This window comes from Phycicoccus avicenniae, from assembly GCF_050496545.1.
GTDB lineage: Bacteria > Actinomycetota > Actinomycetes > Actinomycetales > Dermatophilaceae > Phycicoccus > Phycicoccus avicenniae_A.
The window spans coordinates 100,004-114,863 of sequence record NZ_JBNVZV010000002.1; the positions used below are offsets into that span (position 1 = coordinate 100,004).

The following is a 14,860-nucleotide window of genomic DNA, read 5'->3' on the forward strand; positions in this document are numbered from 1 at the left end:
GCCGGCCGCCGCGGCGCTCGCGGGTCACCCGGTGGTGGTGTTCCAGACCTCGCGGCCGGTGTCGGCGGTGATCTGCGTGACGACCTCGTCGAAGGCGTGCCGGCGGACGTCGTCGATGCGGTCGAGCCGGTAGGCGAGGAAGAGGTTCCCGCCGCTGATGCGGTACCGGAAGCGGGCCTTCACCCGGTAGATCGGGCCGCGCTCGTGGACCTGCAGCGCCAGCTCGAAGGTGTCGGGGATGGCGAGCGAGCCCTTCTTGCCGGCGGACGCGGTGGTGTCCTCGACGTAGGTGAGCTGGGTCTCGCCGGACTTGAGGCGCTGGCTGGACTCGAAGTCGACCTTGGTCTTGGCCTGGAAGGTCTGGGCGAGCTCGAGCATGTCGGCGCCGCTCGGCTGGACGAAGTTGGGGAGGTGGTCCTCGATGAACTCGGCGAACTCGTTCTGCGGGAGCATCTTCCCGTCGCGGGCGACCCACTCGAGCCAGTCCTTGGTGAAGGGGAGGGCGAGGGTGGCGGTGTGGTCCTCCCACCCGGCGTAGTCCTCGACGCCGTCCTCGACGACGCCCATGGGGGCGTTGACGACGGCCCGGACGGTCCCGGCCCGGTCGTTGGCCCAGAGCTCGGTCTGGGGGAGGGCGTGCTTGGCGAGGTAGGCGACGAACGAGGTGGCGTCGGTGACGGTGTACCCGCCGCGCTTGCGCCGGGGGCGCTCCTCGAACCGCTCGAGGTCCTTGCGGAGATCGACGGTCTGGCCGCTGCTCAGGAGGTACAGGCCCTCGCTGACAACGGTCGGCTCGGCGGCCTTGAAGGCCAGGTCGCGCACGACGCGCGCGGCGCTGGTCTCCTCGGTGGTGCCGATGCGGGCCTCGATCTCGGTGCTGAGGTCTCTGGTTGCCATGGGTCAGGCCTTCCGGGTGGTGGGGATCGGGACGGAGGCGTCGGCCTCGCCGGTGGCCGGGTCGACCCCGGGCGGGGGCGGGACCTCGCGCAGGGAGTCGAAGGCCATCTGGTCGGGGTCGTCGCGCTGAAGGTTGCCGTCGGGACCGACGAACCAGACGCCGGAGGGGCGGTCGTGTTCGGGGAGCTTGACCTTGATCTGGTCGGAGACGACGACCATGCGGTCGTCCTTCTTCATCGGCTCGACGACGACGGTGAGGGTGACGGCGCCCTTCTTGCCGGTGTCCTTCACGCGGGCGATGAGCTGGTGGAGGGTCTCTCCGAGCTCGTCGTGGGTGCGGCCGCGTCCGTGCTCGCGGAGGAAGTCCGCGAAGGGTCGGATGCGGGGCTGGTCTGGCTGGTCGGCCATGTGGTGGGTGTCCTTTCTGTGGTGGTCAGGCGGTGCGACGGGAGTCGCTGCCGGTGATGAGGGAGGCATTGCGGGCGAGCACGTCGAGCAGGTCCCGACGCTCCGCGCGCGCCAGGAGGTTCTGGACGGCGGAGCGGTCGCGGTAACGAAGGCGCTGCGCGATCTGCTCGGCAGTGGCCAGCGGCTCGAGGTCGAGGAGGAACTCGATGTCCTCGATGACGTGCTCGACGGGACGCCCGGCGCGCTTGGGGCCGGTCTCGCCGAGGTCGGGCGTGGCGCTTGGGTCGTCGATGGTGTCGTCGTCCCACGCGACAGCCGGCGCGAAGCCGTGCTCGAGGGCATACCCCCGAGAGCGGGTAATGCCGCCGGCGGTCCAGCGGCTGGTGGCAGGCGGCGCCTGGTCCCACAGATGGTCATAAAGGTCGGCCACGGCGCGGGCGGTGCGCGCGGTCACGGCCCGCTTGCCGTGGAGGAGGTGGTTGAAGTTCCGGACCTCCATGCCGATCTGCTCGGCGAGCCGGGTCTGGGACCAGCCGCCGGCCATGAGGGCCTGGAGCCGGCGCTTGGTGCCGACGTTGGGCACGCGCGCCCCGGGGGCGTAGGTGTCGAGGGTGAGGCGGACGGCGAGGATCTTGTCGGCGACGGGGCGGGTGGCCCTGGCGGTGGCCGGGCGGCCCTTCGCGCCGTAGATGAGCTTGCCGAGGGCGGACTGGCTGACGCCGGCGACTTCGGCGATGCGCTTAAGGCCGACGCCGGCGTCCATGAGGCGCCGCACGTGGTCACGAGCGGGCTGGGCGTCGACGTAGGTGTCGAACCGGCCGTAGGCGTGGCGGCGCGCCCGCTGCTGCTCGTACCGGGCGTTGGCGGCGGCGCAGGGCCGGCAGCGGCACCGGTCGAGAACGTAGCAGGCATGAGTGCCGTGCTCGTGCTGGGCCTGCGGGTGCTCGCACCGCTTGGGCGTGCGGTCGACCGCAGCGTCGCGCGCTCGGCCACGTGCGGCGGAGGCCTTGCGCGCCAGGCGCTTCGCGCACGAGTGGATGCGGAAGCCGTGCTCGGCCAGAGGCTGGGTCTTGGACGGTCCGGCGACGTAGCCGCAGGTGTCGCAGGGGCCGGCGGTGTAGCGCTTCACGCGGACCTCCCGAGGTTCTGGAAGATCCGGCCACCGGTTCGCGGCGTCGCCGCGGTGGGGACGCCCTGGACCTGCTGGGGGCGGGTGCCGCAGACGGGGCAGCGGTGGTCGCGGTCGTGGCGGTTGGTGCAGGTGACGCAGGCGGCGACGTCGTCGCGGTCGGCGCCGGGAACGCCGGTCATGCCGGCGATGAGGCAGCGCAGTGAGCACCACCAACGGGTGGAGCCGGAGGTGCCGGCGACGTGGGTGCGGATCCAGCCCTTGCGTGGGTGGCCGGGGCCGTCCTGGGGGCGGCCGCACTTCTCGGTGTCGGTGCAGGGCATCACGCCACCGCCGCGGTGAGTGGTCGGATGCGGATGAGCGCGCCGGCTGGCTGGCCGTCGCTGCACCACACCTTCTCGGCGAGGACGCGGGCGAAGAGGGAGTCGTCGGCGGCGACGCCGGCGGAGACGAGGGCGTCGAAGGTGGAGCGGACGAGCTTGTCAACGTCGCCGAGGGCGCGGCTGGTGGGCCACACGGGGGCGCTGTCCCGCAGGAGGTGCGCGTTGCGCCCGGTGCGGTAGTGGCCCTTCGGGCGGGGGAACCGGAAGGTGATGGAGGCGTGGAGCGGCCCGTCGAGGACGGCCCACGGCGCGAAGTGCTCGAGGCTGGCGATGGTGCGCTCGGCGGCGTCCTTGACGTCGGAGCGCCAGGGCTTGACCTTCTTGCTGGACTCGACCATGACCCCGCGGCCGACGTGGCGCTTGCTGCCCTGAGCGCCGGGGGTGCCGTTGACGCTGATGATGAGGACGTCGGTCATCGGACCCACCGTTTCCAGATGTAGAACTCGACGACGGAGGCGCCGCGGGACGCCTGTCCGTAGTCGTAGATCCGTGACTCACGTCCGGTCTGCTCGGTGAGCCACTCGACCCTGTGGACACCGACGACGCGCATGGCGCCGTGCAGGCAGTCGATGCGGCGGGAGTAGCCCTCGCCGGAGTCGGCGAGGAGGTGGCCCGGGACGCGGGCGTGCCAGCGCCACTTGCCCTGGGTGTCGCGGCGCAGGTCGACGCGGACGTCGAGGTCGCTGCTGGGCCGGGTCGTCGTGCGCGCCATCACGCACGCCCGATCTGGAGGAGGCCGCCGGTGGGCATGTGGCCGAGTCGGTAGGCCTCGACCATCGCGGGGAGGACCTCGTCGGCGACGGTCTTGCCGGACGGGAGGAGGAAGTGCATGCCGAACTCCTGGTCGAAGGTGACGATCCCGGCCTCGACGGCCTCGAGCTTCGCCTTGACGACGAGGGCGAGGGCGCGCCAGCGCTGCCGGACGGCCTGCTCGTACGCGGCCGCGATCTGGGCGTCGGAGCGGCGGTTGCCACGGGACGGTGTGTGGGTGAACTCGCGCGCGTTGCGGTCGGGCATCGGGAGGGTGAACCGGACGCGGCGGTAGTCGACGACGAAGCCGACGACGGCGTACCGGTCCTCCCAGCCGTACATGAACGACGAGGCGCCGTAGCGCGCGAGGGTGCGCTCGATCTCGTTGCGGGACTTCTCGCTCGAGACGGAGGTGTCGGAAGCGTAGGTGCCCATCAGGCCACCGCCCGCTCGGCCGGCAGCTGCTCGGGCGACCACCCGGCGGGGAACGGCTGGATCGGCCACTCCCGCGCGACGTCGTCGACCTTGCCCTGCTTGACCAGGTACTTGCCGAACGATTCGGCCTGGTAGCGCTTCTCCTCGACGAGGAAGTCGTGGAGCTCGAGCGGGTCCATCTGCGCTCCCGGGTACCGCTGAGCGATGTGCCATGCGACCCGGCCGGCGGCCAGAGCGTCAGCAGCGGCACCGTGCGCGTCGATCTCGGAGAGCTCGACGCCGTAGTGGCGGGCGACGTCGACGAGCTTGCGGGAGCCCTTGCGGAACTTGTCGGCCCACTTGTCCAGGACGAAGGTGTCGATGACGGGCCGGACGCGGGTGAGCTGCTCGGCGTAGCTGTCGTGGCCGTGGCGGACGCACTCGGCGAAGAGCATGGTGAGGTCGTAGGTGATGTTGTGCCCGACGACGGGCCGGCCGCCGGCGTTGATGCAGGCGAGGAGGGTGTCGGCGATCTCCCAGACGCCGTCGCGGGCGTCGGTGCCGTCGGACTGGGCGAGGTCGGTGGTGATGCCGTGGATGGCGGCCGCGCCCTCGGGAATGTCGATGCCGGGGTTGACGAGCCACTCCCGGTTCTGCGTGGGGCGGCCGCCGCCGGCGGTGATGACGGCTGCGGTCACGATGCGGTCGCGGTGGGGGTCGACGCCGGTAGTCTCCAGGTCGAAGAGGGCCAACGGCCCGGTGTGCCAGCTCATGACTGCTGCTCCCAGATGACCTGGCTGTGAGAGAAGGAAGCCGACAGGCCACAGACGGTGCACCCGGCCCCGTACGCGGCGGTGACCTTGCCCTGCTCGGCGCCGTGGAACTCGTACTCCTCGCGCAGAGTCTGGAACGACGTCGGGTCGTCGAGATCGATCGCGCGCCGGCTCAGCTCGGAGCGCAGGCGGTCGAACTCTTCGATGGAGACCTCGCCGTAGGAGGCGTTGACCTTCGCCTGGAGGTCGAGCACTTGCTCGTGCGCGCGGTCGAGGCACTTGGGGCATCGGGCCCAGTTGTCAGCGCTCACGCCGCCCCCTCGGTCCCGACCTCACCACGGCGCAGCGCCGCCAGGAACTCCTGGTACTGCGCGCCGCTGCCGTCGGAGACCGGGATGGCGGCCCACTGCTCGAACGCGGAGACGAGCGCGTTGCTCGTCCAGCCGTGCTCGCCGGCCTCGGCCAGGACCTGCATCCAGACGCCGGAGGCGTCCTCGTCGGGAACCTCCTCGGCGTCATAGGTGCCGTCGTCGTTGGGCTGCGGCTCGGGCTCGGCGGCCGGCTGGAGTGCGTCACCGCGGGCGATGAGTGCGGCTCGCACGTGGTCGTACAGGTGCCCCGACGCGGCGATCTGGCGCCACAGCGAGGAGACCTCGTCGACGGTGGTGCAGGCGGCGATGTCGTCGCCGTAGTCGGGCACGGCCGGGGCGGCCTCGATCTGCGCGGCGCCGCCGGCAGGAGCGGCACCGATCTGCGGGGCGCCGTTCGGGCCACCGACCAGCTCGACGAGGCGGGCCTTCGTGACGTGCAGGTCGAGCACGGGCACGACGAACCGCGAGGTCTGCGGGCCCTTCTGCGTCTCGATGATCGAGGAGCGCTCGGCCAGCGACAGGGTGGCCGGGACCAGGTCGCCCACGTGCATCGCGAGCTCGGCCATGGACGGCAGCTCGGCCGCGGCGTTCCAGCCCTTGCTCTCCATGCGCCACACGCCGAGGGACTCGATCTCGGAGAGCATCACCGACAGGCGGGTCGTGGGCTTGTCGATGGCGGCGATGTGGTTCGGGTCGTCGGGGTCGCAGTAGGCGCCGGTCGGGTCCTTCTCGCCGTCGCAGCGGTGCTTGCACCCGCCGGCCGTCCAGAACTCATGCCACTGGGAGAAGCCGCCCTTGACGACGATGACGGGGATGGAGCGGGCGTCGCTGACGACCTCGTGCTCGGCCTTGCCGGCGTTGTCCCAGGGGGCGGCGGTCCCGCCGTAGCGCTGCGCGATCTGCTCGATGAGGCCCTGGTTGGGCGAGGTGAAGCGGAACCGGTCGAGCTTGCTGGGGCGGGTGTACTCCTTGCCGGCGCGGCTGGTGCCGGTGACCTTCTGGCCGAGGCGGATTCGTCCGTGCTCGGCCATGCGGCGCTGCGTGGTGATGATGGGCATGGTCAGGCGGCCTTCCTGGTGGTGGCGCCGCGCTTGGGCTTGACGGCTCCGGTACGGGTGATGGGGCGGTAGGTGCCGCCGTTGATGTCGTGGCCGGTGGAGTGCATCCACTTCGAGAGGGCCAGCGACCCCTGGAACGCGTCGAACTCGGCCTTGCCGGTGGGCAGGGGGACGAGCTCGAAGGTGCGGCGGCGCAGGTTGAGCACGGCAGCGCCGGTGATGCCCTTGACCATCGGAGCGGTGGTGTCGTCGGGCAGCCAGACCTCGGAGGCGAAGCGCAGCGCGGCCAGCTGGAGGGCGTACTCCCCGTAGACGCTGGTGGCGGCGCGGGTCTCGGAGGTCTTGAGGTCGACGAGCCAGAGGCTCTTCTTCCCGTCGGGCAGGGGCTGGACCTTCTGGCCGGCGACGAACCCGTCGAGCGGGAGACGGATGATGAGGTCGAGCGTGCCGGCGTACCCGAGCCGCGGGTTGGCGACGGTGACCTCGACGGCCTCGACGTCGTGCTCGAGGTCGACGCCCCAGCCCTCGAGGAAGGCGAGGTACTGGGCGAGGTACTGGCGTGCGACGTCGTCGCCCTCCTGCTCGGCGACCTCGACGCCGAGGACGTGCTGCTCGGCGAGGTGGTGGACGCGGGTGCCGAGGTCACTGGCCTTGTCGCGGGCGACGGTCACCTCGCCCTTGAGCTCGCGGGTGAGGCAGTCGCGGCAGCGGCCGCATGCCTGGTCGCGCTTCGGTCCGGCGCCACAGTCCTTGGCGCGCAGGGCGCCGGCCATGCGGGGGAGCAGGTCCCAGGAGTGCTCGGCGACGATCTTGGCGGCCCACGGGACGAGGGCGGGCTTGGCGCAGCCGACGGACAGGACGTTGGTGACGCTGATGAGGGACTCGGCGGTGATCGGGTGGGTGTAGTAGCGGCCGAGGGCGGTGGCCTCGGCGTGGCGGGGGCTGGTCATCAGGCACGTCGCTTCCCGGCCACGGCGGCCTGCTCGTTGTGCGCGGAGTAGTCGTGGCCGGAGCGGATGTCGTAGGCCGAGAGGGCGGCCGGCTGCTTCGGCGCCCGGTTGATCTCGTCGCGGATGGCGGCGACCGCGAGGGCGATGCCGACGACGACGAGGGAGCCGAGGCCGAGGGTGAACGCGGCGGCGGTGGTCGCGGCGTCGAGGCCGACGATCGCGGCGGCCCAGCCGGCGAGGGCGCCGAGCGCAGCCAGGAGCATCAGCCGGATGGTCCACATGACGATGCGGTCGAGGCGGCTCATGACGCCCACCGCCCGGTCATGGGGTCGATCTCGTAGGACGGCTCGCGGCGGGTCGGGCCACCGCAGAGGTAGGTCCGCTCGACCCACTCGTCGTAGACGTTGGAGTCGTGCTCGTCACGGCAGCCCTCGGAGCAGAACAGCCGGCCGAGCTCGTCACGCGCGGCCTCGTCGACGAAGGTTGAGCAACCGTGCTTCTCGCAGACGTCCATGGACATGCCGAGGCGGGGCTCGTAGTGGACAGCGGCGACGATGAGCCCGGCGATGAACTCCGGCGTCTGGCCGTGGGTGAGAAAGTGGGCCCAGCCGGAGACCAGGAGGGTCTCGGCGGTGTCGAGGTGCTCGACCTCGGTCCAGGTGGCAGTGGCGGTCATCGCGATCACCCGGCCCGTCGCGTGTCGTGGCGCTCGTCGCACACGCCGCACTCGGTGAACCCGGGCCGCTCGACGGCGGCGCCGCACCCGCACAGGGCCGGCTCGGCCCCGGCCTCCTCGAGCGCGGCCATCAGCTCCTCGAACTCCTCGCCGGCCTCGATGAGGACCGAGGGCGCCGGGAGGTTGAGGATCTGGAGGAGGTCGCTGAGGGCGTCCTCGCGGAGCACCGAGGAGCGGGGCTCGCCGGCGCGGTGGATGAGTGCCCAGATGGCGACGGAGTTGGCGCCGCGGATGGCGTGGATGCGGCGGGCAATGTCGCCGACGAGCATCCGGTACTGGACGGGGGAAAGGGTGATCTGGACGTGGTGGGTGTGGCCGTCGTCGGTGTTCTCGACGATGCGGTCGACCTCGAGCTGCGGGGTGGTCATACCGTCACCGCCTGGAAGGACTCGCGGTCGTTGTGCGCGGCCTGCTTCGGAGTGAGGTAGTGGTCCTGCTTCGGGTGGGGCGCCGTGGCCATGTCGTCGCACACGTCGCACTGGCCGAGCATGGGGCTGTAGCAGACGGCCAGGTCGATGGCGATGTCGCCGTCGACGCCGCGGTAGGTGGCGATGACGACGCCGGTGTCGGTGGTGTGGTCGTCGTCGTAGGCGAGGCCAAGGACGCGGACGAGCTCGATGACGTCCATGCGGTTGCCCTGGATCTTCACCTCTCCAGCCCAGGCGGACATGAGGTAGGCGCCGGTGAGCAGGGTCGAGTTGGTCGCGATGTAGTCCATCGACCGCTGCATCGCGGCCTTGTTGCTGGTGTCGGTGCTTCCCATCTGGGACACTCCTTGTGGTTCGTGAGGCCGGGTTCTTCTTGTCGGGAGGCCCGGCCTCCGGCTTTCTGTCGGTGTGGTGCTGGTCCTCGGTGGATCCCCCTGACAGGTCCACCGAGGTGTTCTTGGGATGCCGGCCGGGGCGGGAGGGGGAGTCACGCCCCGGCCGGCTACGCCGCGTCGCCCGGGGGCATCGGGTTCGCGGCGTGCTTGGTGGCTCTCGTGCGGATGGCTCGCACCCGGGAGAGCACGTGGGGTGGGGGAGGGCCGTGCTCGGCCAGCACGCGGCGGGCCCAGGCCTTCGGCGTCTCGGGCTGGCTGCTCATGCTGCAACCTCGCGCTGGACGGTAGACGATGTGACCACGAAGAGCAGGCCGGGGGGCGCGCCAAGGGCCTCCTCGACGCGACGGGCGGTGGCGGGGGAGCAGGTGTTGCGCTTCCCCGAGTGGAGGTGGCCGATGGTGGCGCGGCTGACGCCGGCGGCCTTGGCCAGCTCGCGGATCTTCATGCGCTTGTAGTCCATGTACTGGCGGAGCATCAGGCGGTCCTTGAGCCTCATGTCCAACCTCCAGGTGGTCTCGATCACTGCTGCTCCTGACTGTAGACGATCTCTGAACGTCGAGCAAGACGTTAGAGGGTATTAGACAGGTTTGTCTACAAGATCAGGTCAAGTTCCGCGCAAGAACCCTGCTCAAGTGGGAGTTACAGGGGTGGAATCTGTAGCCTGTTTGTCTACAGCCGCGTTAGACGGCTGGGCCGGTGGTCGTGGAAGGTCGTAGACGTGAGCACTCAGCGCGAGGTCCCTGACCCGTGGCGTGCCCGCCTCATCGAGCGCGGGTTCGTCGACGGTCGTGGGGGAGGTCGTCCGAGCGTCTCGGCCCTGGCCAGGAAGACCGGCCTGCACGCCACGACGATCTCGAACGCCATCCACGGGACCACCCGCGCCGACGCGAACACGATGCTGCTCCTGCAGCGCGAGCTCGGCGACGACGTCGCCAAGTGGCTCAACGTCCAGGAGCTCAAGTCGTGGGACCCGCCGGCCGAAGCTGCGCTGCTCACCGACCGCCAGAGGAAGGCGGTCGCCGAGATCATCCTCGCGATGACCGAGCAGCAGGAGCAAGCCGATGGAACCGCCATCACCCGCGCCAGGGGGAGCCTGGCGCACATCGTCCCGGCAAGGAGGGCTCGGCCCGACTTCCTGATCGGCGGCCATCGAGTCGAGCTGAAGACAAGCAGTCCGGACGAGTCGCTTGCGGAAAGCGATCCGGAGATTCAGGCGAAGCTCTACGCCGAGGCGGTCCAGACCCTCTCGGAGAACGGTCGCGAGGACCTGGCGCGAACGCTGTTGGTCTACTACCGCAACGTCGAACTTCTGGACGCCGAAGCGAACCATCTGGCCGCGGCCCGCACGACGAACCAGCGGAGCCGCGGCCAGCAACTACGGGAAGACCAGGACGCCGACGCCGGCGTCTAAACGGCCCTGTCAGTGGCGGCGCCTAGCGTCGCCGCATCATGGGGGATCGAGAAGCGGCACACCATCCTTGGCGCGAGCTGCGCGCCCTGAGCCACTTGACCGTGCACTTCGCGCGGCTGGCGCCCGGGGTGTGGGGCCTGACGGCCGGCGACCGGATCTGGCTGGATTCCCGGCTGCTGCAGGTCGAGCGGCGCTGCACCCTCGAGCACGAGCTCGAGCACGTGCGCCGCGGACACCGCGGGTGTCAGCCGCCGGCCGTCGAGCGTGACGTACACGTCGCGGTGGCGCGCAGGCTGATCCCGTTCCCGGCGTTGCTCGATGGGCTGCGCTGGGCCAGGAACCTGCACGAACTGGCCGACGAGCTGTGGGTCGACGAGGACACCGTCAAGGTCCGGCTCGAGCACCTGCACCCGAGTGAGAGAACGAAGATCGTGGCGATGAGGGAGGAGCAGGGATGACGCTCAGTGACGTCGTCGCCATGGAGCGGCGCTTCCCGGGCGTCGACGACGGCCGCAAGACCGCGGCGGTGCTCGCCGAGCACGGCCTGTCGATGACGCGGTACCAGCAGCGGCTCAACGCCCTCGTCGACGACCCGGCCTTCGTCGTGACCATGCCGGCCCACGCCAGGCTCCTGCGTCAGCGGCGTGCCCGACTGTCCCGCGGGCGGCGGCTCACCAGCGCGGGGTGACTCGGACGGTCTCCGGCTTGAAGCTCCGTCCGGGGGTGCTGGGCAGGATCGTGACGTCGACGGTGGCCGCGACGAGGTCGCGCCGGTCGATGATCGATAGGCCATCCCAGAGGGCGCGCGGGTCGCTGAGGTCGAAGCGGGCGAGGGTGCGCGGGCGCTGTAGGGCGCGCAGCTCGGTCTCGGCGTCAGCGATCTGCGGCAGGAGCCGCGCCTCAACCCGGGCGAGGGCTGCGGCGGAGAGCGCGCCGTCGGCGGCCTGGTCGATGAACGAGCTGCGCCTGGTGTGCAGGGCGGCGACCTTCTCGCGCGCCGCGGTGACGTCGGCGTCCTCGGTGTCGGCGGGGGTGGTGTCGTCGAGGAGCGCCAGGAGCTCGAGGAGGAGGGCGGTGACGTGCTGCTCGGCCGGGTCGGCGGTTCGGGTGACACAGAACCGGGTCCGGCAGATGTAGGCGGCGTAGCGGCCGCGGTTGACGTGGTGGACGACGGGTCCTCCGCAGACCCCGCACCTGGCGATGCCGGTGAGGAGGTGCTTGACGGTGCGGTCGAGGCGCGGCCGGCCGGCGGCGGCGTTCTCGATGGCTGCGACGGCGCGCTCGTGGGTGGCTCGGTCGACGAGGGCGGGCCATGTGGCCTCGCCGACGACCTCGCCCTTGTGGACGCGCAGGCCGGCGTAGGTGGGGGAGAGGGCGATCCGCTTGACGGTGGTGGAGAGCCAGTCGCCAGCGTTGTGCCGGCCGCGGGCTGGCCGCGGGAGTGGGACGCCGCGATCGGTGAGGTCAGCGGCGACGGCGTAGAACGAGTCGCCCGAAGCGACGCGGGTGATGATCTCGCGGGCGATGGGGCCGGTGGTCTCGTCGGGGACCTGGCGCAGGAGGGCGCCGGACTGGGGGTCGTACTCGCGACGGTAGCCGTAGGGCAGCTTGCCGTGGGGAGTGCCGGCGGCCGCCCGGGCGCGCACGGCCCGCTGGATCCGCTCGCTGGTGCGCGCGGACTCGTCCTCGGCGAGCAGGGCGTCAAGGCCGGTGCGGAAGCGGGCGTCGCGCTCGGTGAGGTCGTAGACGGTGCCGGAGTAGCCCCACTTCACCCCGTGCTTCGCGCAGAGGTTGCGCAGCTCGGCGTACTCCTCGAGCTGGCGGGTGGCGCGGGACGCCTCCCAGGTGAGGAGGATGTCGATGCGGCCGGAGGCGACGAGGGCGACGACGTCGTCCCATCGGGTGCGTGCCTGGGTGGAGCGGGCGAAGCGAGAGGCGGACCCGGTCTCGGTGATGACCTCGACGACGTCCCAGCCCTCGCGGGCGGCCCAGGCCTTGCACTCGTCGACCTGCTCGGGCACCGAGCGGCCGTTCCGGTCGAGGCTAACTCTGGCCTGGATCCCTGCGCGCATGGGTGCTACATTACTACTACCAGCCGACATTGATAGGCAGCAACGTCGCGGTGGTGATCGCGATGGTGCTCGGGCTGTGCGCGGTGCTCGGTGTGCCGCGGCGCGCCCGACCGGTGCTCGCCGCGGTCGCGCTCGCCGGCTTCGTCGTGCTCGCCCGCCCCGAGCCCAGCGTCGTGCGGGCGGCGGCGATGGGCGCCATCGGCCTGCTCGGCCTGAGCCGCTCGCGCCGGTCGGCCGGGCTGCCCGTGCTCGGCGGCGCGGTGCTCGTCGTACTCGTCCTCGACCCGTGGCTGGCCCGCTCCTTCGGCTTCGCGCTCTCCACGCTGGCCACCCTCGGGCTGCTGCTCTTCACCCGGCCCTGGGGGGAGGCCGTCGGCGCCCGCCTACCGCGGCGGCTAGCCCCGCTCGGGCCGGCGCTCGCCGTGCCCCTGGCGGCCCAGGCCATGACGGCGCCCGTCGTCGTCCTGCTCCAGGGCTCGGTCAGCCTCGTGGGCGTGGTCGCCAACCTGCTCGCGGCGCCGCTCGTGCCGGTGGCCACCGTCGCGGGGGTGTCGGCGGCCCTCGTGTCCCTCGTCTGGGCCCGCGGCGCAGAGCTCGTGGCGTGGGTCGGGGTGGTGCCGACGGCGGTCATCGCCCGGGTGGCGCGGGTCTTCGCCGAGGTCCCCGGCGGCACCCTGCCGTGGCCCGACGGCCCGCCGGGGGCCCTGCTCCTGGCGGCGCTGCTCGTCCTCGTCCTGCTCACCGGCCGTCCCCTGGTGGCAGGGGTGGGCAGGCATCCGGTCGTGGCCTTCGGCGTCGTCGCGCTGGTGGGTGCGGTGCTCGTCCCGACCCGGGTCGTCACCTGGCCGCCGGACGGCTGGCGGGTCGTCGTCTGCGACGTCGGGCAGGGCGACGCCGTCGTCCTGCGCACCGGCCCGGGTCGCGCCGTCCTCGTCGACGCCGGACCGGACCCGCCGCTCGTCGACGGTTGCCTCGACCGGCTCGGCGTGCGCACCCTCGACGCCGTGGTCCTCACCCATTTCCACGCCGACCACGTCGACGGCCTGGCCGGTGCGTTGCGGGGGCGCACGGTGCTCCGGCTCCTCGTGTGCCCGGTGCGCGAGCCCGAGCAGGGCGCGGCGGCCGTCGACCGGATGGCCCGCGACGCCGGGGTGCCCGTGACGGCGCTGCACGCGGGGGACCGGCTGACCCTCGGCGAGCTCGACGCCGTGGTGTGGAGCCCCTGGCGACGGATCGGGGAGGGGTCGGTGCCCAACAACGCGAGCGTCGTCCTTGCCGCCCACACCGGAGGAGTCGACGCGCTGCTGCTCGGCGACGTCGAGCGCGAGTCCGCCCACGACCTCCTGCTCCGGTTGCGACGCGACCCCGCGATGTCGGCCGCCGCCCGCGGCTTCGAGCTGGTCAAGACCCCGCACCACGGCAGCGCCAACCTCGACGACGAGCTGATGGCCGCCGTCCGCGCGCCGGTCGGCGTCATCAGCGTCGGCGCGGACAACGACTACGGCCACCCGACCGCCGAGCACCTCGCGCTGCTGCGCCGGTTGGGGTACGCGGTCTACCGCACCGACCAGCGCGGCGACGTCGCGCTCGTCGAGCACGGGGGAGAGGTGCGGGTGGTCACGACCCGGTGAGACCGCGCCACACGGGGCGGCTCAGATCGAGAAGGTCGGCTCCGGCACCCGGGTCGTCGGAGCGGTCGACTGCCGCTGGGCGCTCTCGATGAGCGCGTCGAGCGTGGCCTTGACCGCCGGCACCCGGCCGAGGTCGGAGGTGGTGACGGCCGTGATGGTGCGGCGCGAGGCGGGCTCCATCGGGAGGGCCACGACGTCGTCGTGGTGGACCGTGCGCAGGATCAGGTCGGGGATGAGCGCCACGCCGAGGCCCTCGGCGACCAGCCCCATGACGGCCACGTAGTCCTCGGTCTCGTACGCGACGTCCGGGCGGAAGCCCGCGGCGTCGGCGAGCTGCACCAGATGCCCACGGCATCGGGGGCAGCCGGCGATCCAGGGGTCGGCCGCCAGGTCGCCGAGGTGCACGGTGCCCTGCTCGGCCACGGCGTGCGCCCGCGGGACAGCCAGGCGCACCTCGTCGTCGAGGAGCGGGGTGATGACGAACGCGTCGAGGTCCTCCTCGCCGCGCGCGACGTCGGTGCCCTCGTAGGCGAAGGCCACCGCGAGGTCGCACTCGCCGGCCTTGAGCGCGGCCAGGCTCTCCGGCGGCTCGGCCTCGGTGAAGGTGATGGTGACGTCGGGGAAGCGCTGCTTGACCAGCGCCAGCGCGCGCGGCACGAGGGTGGCGGAGGCCGACGGGAAGGCCATGAGCCGCACCCGGCCGCTGCGCAGACCGGCGATGGCGGCGACCTCCTCCTCGGCGGCGTCGAGCGCGGCGAGCACCGGGCCGGCGTGCCGGGCGAGCACGAGCCCGGCCTCGGTGAGCCGCACGTTGCGCCCGATCCGCTCGACGAGCACGGTGCCGGTGCGCTGCTCGAGCCGGCGCACCATCTGCGAGATCGCGGGCTGGGTGTAGCCGAGCGCGGCGGCGGCCGCGGTGAAGCTGCCCTCCTCGGAGATGGCGCGCATCACGCGCAGGCCGGCGGCGTCGATCATGACCTCATCCTATAAGCACCTGTTATCCAGCGGCCCGACCTCGCAACACGGCGTCATCCGAGCCCCGCTGCTTCCCGAG

Annotated in this window: 23 protein-coding genes; 4 read left to right on the forward strand and 19 right to left on the reverse strand. The window is 72.0% G+C overall.

The window, feature by feature from the left end; translation table 11 throughout:
- Nucleotides 1–24: 24 nt before the first annotated feature.
- From ACQZ2A_RS02270 to ACQZ2A_RS02350, 17 genes are all read right to left on the reverse strand, one after another.
- Nucleotides 25–897 (reverse strand): DUF2303 family protein, encoded by an 873-nt coding sequence (locus tag ACQZ2A_RS02270; RefSeq protein ID WP_430206875.1) that lies wholly within the window; start codon nt 895–897, stop codon nt 25–27.
- Between the two features lie 3 nt (nt 898–900).
- Entirely contained in the window at nt 901–1,305 is a 405-nt protein-coding gene (locus ACQZ2A_RS02275) for a hypothetical protein (protein ID WP_430206876.1), read from the reverse strand.
- A gap of 25 nt (nt 1,306–1,330) precedes the next feature.
- Nucleotides 1,331–2,434 (reverse strand): helix-turn-helix transcriptional regulator, encoded by a 1,104-nt coding sequence (locus ACQZ2A_RS02280; RefSeq protein ID WP_430206877.1) that lies wholly within the window; start codon nt 2,432–2,434, stop codon nt 1,331–1,333.
- Nucleotides 2,431–2,757 (reverse strand): hypothetical protein, encoded by a 327-nt coding sequence (locus ACQZ2A_RS02285; protein ID WP_430206878.1) that lies wholly within the window; start codon nt 2,755–2,757, stop codon nt 2,431–2,433. Before ACQZ2A_RS02285 ends, ACQZ2A_RS02280 begins: the two co-directional genes overlap by 4 nt.
- Nucleotides 2,757–3,233 (reverse strand): RusA family crossover junction endodeoxyribonuclease, encoded by a 477-nt coding sequence (locus tag ACQZ2A_RS02290; protein WP_430206879.1) that lies wholly within the window; start codon nt 3,231–3,233, stop codon nt 2,757–2,759. Before ACQZ2A_RS02290 ends, ACQZ2A_RS02285 begins: the two co-directional genes overlap by 1 nt.
- A complete protein-coding gene (locus ACQZ2A_RS02295) occupies nt 3,230–3,529 on the reverse strand; it encodes a hypothetical protein (protein WP_430206880.1) in 300 nt (99 codons plus the stop codon). The genes ACQZ2A_RS02290 and ACQZ2A_RS02295 overlap by 4 nt, the downstream gene beginning before the upstream one ends.
- On the reverse strand, nt 3,529–4,002 hold the full coding sequence (locus ACQZ2A_RS02300) for a hypothetical protein (protein ID WP_430206881.1): 474 nt from the start codon (nt 4,000–4,002) through the stop codon (nt 3,529–3,531). The genes ACQZ2A_RS02295 and ACQZ2A_RS02300 overlap by 1 nt, the downstream gene beginning before the upstream one ends.
- Nucleotides 4,002–4,754 carry an exonuclease domain-containing protein gene (locus tag ACQZ2A_RS02305; protein ID WP_430206882.1) on the reverse strand — a complete coding sequence of 251 codons (753 nt, stop codon included), beginning with the start codon at nt 4,752–4,754 and terminating at the stop codon, nt 4,002–4,004. Before ACQZ2A_RS02305 ends, ACQZ2A_RS02300 begins: the two co-directional genes overlap by 1 nt.
- On the reverse strand, nt 4,751–5,065 hold the full coding sequence (locus tag ACQZ2A_RS02310; protein WP_430206883.1) for a hypothetical protein: 315 nt from the start codon (nt 5,063–5,065) through the stop codon (nt 4,751–4,753). The genes ACQZ2A_RS02305 and ACQZ2A_RS02310 overlap by 4 nt, the downstream gene beginning before the upstream one ends.
- On the reverse strand, nt 5,062–6,183 hold the full coding sequence (locus tag ACQZ2A_RS02315; protein ID WP_430206884.1) for a hypothetical protein: 1,122 nt from the start codon (nt 6,181–6,183) through the stop codon (nt 5,062–5,064). Before ACQZ2A_RS02315 ends, ACQZ2A_RS02310 begins: the two co-directional genes overlap by 4 nt.
- A 2-nt stretch (nt 6,184–6,185) precedes the next feature.
- A complete protein-coding gene (locus ACQZ2A_RS02320) occupies nt 6,186–7,133 on the reverse strand; it encodes a hypothetical protein (RefSeq protein WP_430206885.1) in 948 nt (315 codons plus the stop codon).
- Nucleotides 7,133–7,438 carry a hypothetical protein gene (locus ACQZ2A_RS02325; protein WP_430206886.1) on the reverse strand — a complete coding sequence of 102 codons (306 nt, stop codon included), beginning with the start codon at nt 7,436–7,438 and terminating at the stop codon, nt 7,133–7,135. The genes ACQZ2A_RS02320 and ACQZ2A_RS02325 overlap by 1 nt, the downstream gene beginning before the upstream one ends.
- Nucleotides 7,435–7,809 (reverse strand): hypothetical protein, encoded by a 375-nt coding sequence (locus ACQZ2A_RS02330; protein WP_430206887.1) that lies wholly within the window; start codon nt 7,807–7,809, stop codon nt 7,435–7,437. The genes ACQZ2A_RS02325 and ACQZ2A_RS02330 overlap by 4 nt, the downstream gene beginning before the upstream one ends.
- Nucleotides 7,810–7,814: 5 nt before the next feature.
- Nucleotides 7,815–8,237, reverse strand: coding sequence for a hypothetical protein (locus ACQZ2A_RS02335; protein ID WP_430206888.1), 423 nt, complete (start codon nt 8,235–8,237; stop codon nt 7,815–7,817).
- Complete coding sequence (locus ACQZ2A_RS02340) at nt 8,234–8,632, reverse strand: hypothetical protein (RefSeq protein ID WP_430206889.1); 399 nt, start codon at nt 8,630–8,632, stop codon at nt 8,234–8,236. Before ACQZ2A_RS02340 ends, ACQZ2A_RS02335 begins: the two co-directional genes overlap by 4 nt.
- Before the next feature lie 167 nt (nt 8,633–8,799).
- Nucleotides 8,800–8,955: a hypothetical protein gene (locus tag ACQZ2A_RS02345; protein WP_430206890.1), complete on the reverse strand. Its 156-nt coding sequence runs from the start codon at nt 8,953–8,955 to the stop codon at nt 8,800–8,802.
- Nucleotides 8,952–9,188 (reverse strand): helix-turn-helix transcriptional regulator, encoded by a 237-nt coding sequence (locus ACQZ2A_RS02350; RefSeq protein WP_430206891.1) that lies wholly within the window; start codon nt 9,186–9,188, stop codon nt 8,952–8,954. Before ACQZ2A_RS02350 ends, ACQZ2A_RS02345 begins: the two co-directional genes overlap by 4 nt.
- Nucleotides 9,189–9,410: 222 nt before the next feature.
- On the opposite strand from ACQZ2A_RS02350, the gene ACQZ2A_RS02355 reads away from it, so the two are divergent.
- From ACQZ2A_RS02355 to ACQZ2A_RS02365, 3 genes are all read left to right on the forward strand, one after another.
- On the forward strand, nt 9,411–10,103 hold the full coding sequence (locus tag ACQZ2A_RS02355) for a hypothetical protein (RefSeq protein WP_430206892.1): 693 nt from the start codon (nt 9,411–9,413) through the stop codon (nt 10,101–10,103).
- Between the two features lie 101 nt (nt 10,104–10,204).
- The gene (locus tag ACQZ2A_RS02360) at nt 10,205–10,561 is read left to right on the forward strand and encodes an ImmA/IrrE family metallo-endopeptidase (RefSeq protein ID WP_430206893.1); all 357 of its coding nucleotides are present in this window, start codon (nt 10,205–10,207) and stop codon (nt 10,559–10,561) included.
- Entirely contained in the window at nt 10,558–10,791 is a 234-nt protein-coding gene (locus ACQZ2A_RS02365; RefSeq protein WP_430206894.1) for a DUF3263 domain-containing protein, read from the forward strand. Before ACQZ2A_RS02360 ends, ACQZ2A_RS02365 begins: the two co-directional genes overlap by 4 nt.
- Here ACQZ2A_RS02365 and ACQZ2A_RS02370 read toward each other — a convergent pair.
- A complete protein-coding gene (locus ACQZ2A_RS02370; RefSeq protein WP_430206895.1) occupies nt 10,775–12,175 on the reverse strand; it encodes a recombinase family protein in 1,401 nt (466 codons plus the stop codon). The two genes, ACQZ2A_RS02365 and ACQZ2A_RS02370, sit on opposite strands and share 17 nt — an antisense overlap.
- Before the next feature lie 2 nt (nt 12,176–12,177).
- Here ACQZ2A_RS02370 and ACQZ2A_RS02375 point away from each other — a divergent pair, with 2 nt between their 5' ends.
- Nucleotides 12,178–13,806: a ComEC/Rec2 family competence protein gene (locus ACQZ2A_RS02375; protein WP_430206896.1), complete on the forward strand. Its 1,629-nt coding sequence runs from the start codon at nt 12,178–12,180 to the stop codon at nt 13,804–13,806.
- A 21-nt stretch (nt 13,807–13,827) separates the two neighbouring features.
- Here the strand turns inward: ACQZ2A_RS02375 and ACQZ2A_RS02380 are convergent, their stop codons facing one another.
- A complete protein-coding gene (locus tag ACQZ2A_RS02380; RefSeq protein ID WP_430206897.1) occupies nt 13,828–14,781 on the reverse strand; it encodes a LysR family transcriptional regulator in 954 nt (317 codons plus the stop codon).
- Between the last annotated feature and the right edge of the window lie 79 nt (nt 14,782–14,860).

What these genes read in the sequence shown, in the direction of transcription:
- ACQZ2A_RS02335 (WP_430206888.1), bottom strand. Translation starts at nt 8,237, where the DNA reads ATGACCACCCCGCAGCTCGAGGTCGACCGCATCGTCGAGAACACCGAC.
- ACQZ2A_RS02340 (WP_430206889.1), bottom strand. Translation starts at nt 8,632, where the DNA reads ATGGGAAGCACCGACACCAGCAACAAGGCCGCGATGCAGCGGTCGATG.
- ACQZ2A_RS02350 (WP_430206891.1), bottom strand. Translation starts at nt 9,188, where the DNA reads ATGAGGCTCAAGGACCGCCTGATGCTCCGCCAGTACATGGACTACAAG.
- ACQZ2A_RS02370 (WP_430206895.1), bottom strand. Translation starts at nt 12,175, where the DNA reads ATGCGCGCAGGGATCCAGGCCAGAGTTAGCCTCGACCGGAACGGCCGC.
- ACQZ2A_RS02365 (WP_430206894.1), top strand. Translation starts at nt 10,558, where the DNA reads ATGACGCTCAGTGACGTCGTCGCCATGGAGCGGCGCTTCCCGGGCGTC.
- ACQZ2A_RS02325 (WP_430206886.1), bottom strand. Translation starts at nt 7,438, where the DNA reads ATGAGCCGCCTCGACCGCATCGTCATGTGGACCATCCGGCTGATGCTC.
- ACQZ2A_RS02330 (WP_430206887.1), bottom strand. Translation starts at nt 7,809, where the DNA reads ATGACCGCCACTGCCACCTGGACCGAGGTCGAGCACCTCGACACCGCC.
- ACQZ2A_RS02345 (WP_430206890.1), bottom strand. Translation starts at nt 8,955, where the DNA reads ATGAGCAGCCAGCCCGAGACGCCGAAGGCCTGGGCCCGCCGCGTGCTG.
- ACQZ2A_RS02300 (WP_430206881.1), bottom strand. Translation starts at nt 4,002, where the DNA reads ATGGGCACCTACGCTTCCGACACCTCCGTCTCGAGCGAGAAGTCCCGC.
- ACQZ2A_RS02275 (WP_430206876.1), bottom strand. Translation starts at nt 1,305, where the DNA reads ATGGCCGACCAGCCAGACCAGCCCCGCATCCGACCCTTCGCGGACTTC.
- ACQZ2A_RS02290 (WP_430206879.1), bottom strand. Translation starts at nt 3,233, where the DNA reads ATGACCGACGTCCTCATCATCAGCGTCAACGGCACCCCCGGCGCTCAG.
- ACQZ2A_RS02305 (WP_430206882.1), bottom strand. Translation starts at nt 4,754, where the DNA reads ATGAGCTGGCACACCGGGCCGTTGGCCCTCTTCGACCTGGAGACTACC.
- ACQZ2A_RS02315 (WP_430206884.1), bottom strand. Translation starts at nt 6,183, where the DNA reads ATGCCCATCATCACCACGCAGCGCCGCATGGCCGAGCACGGACGAATC.
- ACQZ2A_RS02285 (WP_430206878.1), bottom strand. Translation starts at nt 2,757, where the DNA reads ATGCCCTGCACCGACACCGAGAAGTGCGGCCGCCCCCAGGACGGCCCC.
- ACQZ2A_RS02270 (WP_430206875.1), bottom strand. Translation starts at nt 897, where the DNA reads ATGGCAACCAGAGACCTCAGCACCGAGATCGAGGCCCGCATCGGCACC.
- ACQZ2A_RS02320 (WP_430206885.1), bottom strand. Translation starts at nt 7,133, where the DNA reads ATGACCAGCCCCCGCCACGCCGAGGCCACCGCCCTCGGCCGCTACTAC.
- ACQZ2A_RS02295 (WP_430206880.1), bottom strand. Translation starts at nt 3,529, where the DNA reads ATGGCGCGCACGACGACCCGGCCCAGCAGCGACCTCGACGTCCGCGTC.
- ACQZ2A_RS02380 (WP_430206897.1), bottom strand. Translation starts at nt 14,781, where the DNA reads ATGATCGACGCCGCCGGCCTGCGCGTGATGCGCGCCATCTCCGAGGAG.